Raw genomic sequence first — 555 nt, 5'->3', positions numbered from 1 at the left:
GGGTGCATGGGTGCATGGGTGCATGGGTGCATGGGTGCATGGGTGCATGGGTGCATGGGTGCATGGGTGCATGGGTGCATGGGTGCATGGGTGCATGGGTGCATGGGTGCATGGGTGCATGTGCCACCTACACACCCCTTCTCTAGGGGTTACTACTTAGAAAATAAATTGCGATAGTTCTTGCGCGTCTGCTAAAAAGTTAGCTACAATAGAGCCACTGAGTCAGATAACGCAACGCAAAGGAACCCGCACCATGACCCGCAACGAATTCACCGTCAACGAAGCCCTTGCAGCACAAGCCGCAGAGCGGGCCCGCTGGGCGGCCGCCCTGGCGCCTGCCGCAAAAGCCATCGGCCAGCGTCGCGCAGTGCGTAAAAGCCTGATCGCCCGCTTGCTGGGTTTGTAAACCGTCAACCGCAAATAGGAGAAAACACCATGAATGCAATCCAATCTAACGCGCAACGCTGGGTGAAACACGGCGCGTATGAAATTCGCTCGAATGCTGAATTGTGCATTCAAGCGGAATTGCGTAAGGCCGGTTTGATTCCAATGGGC

1 protein-coding gene is annotated in these 555 nt (G+C 55.9%); it reads left to right on the top strand.

The features are described 5' to 3' along the window. The first annotated feature begins 253 nt into the window (after nucleotides 1-253). Nucleotides 254-406 (top strand): hypothetical protein, encoded by a 153-nt coding sequence (locus I6E78_RS18545; RefSeq protein ID WP_181870850.1) that lies wholly within the window; start codon nucleotides 254-256, stop codon nucleotides 404-406. The last annotated feature ends 149 nt before the right edge of the window (nucleotides 407-555 follow it).

Source organism: Pseudoalteromonas sp. NZS127 (assembly GCF_015864805.1).
Classification (GTDB): domain Bacteria; phylum Pseudomonadota; class Gammaproteobacteria; order Enterobacterales; family Alteromonadaceae; genus Pseudoalteromonas; species Pseudoalteromonas nigrifaciens.
Note: the sequence above shows the minus strand (reverse complement) of the source record. Positions and strands in the feature narration are given on the sequence as shown.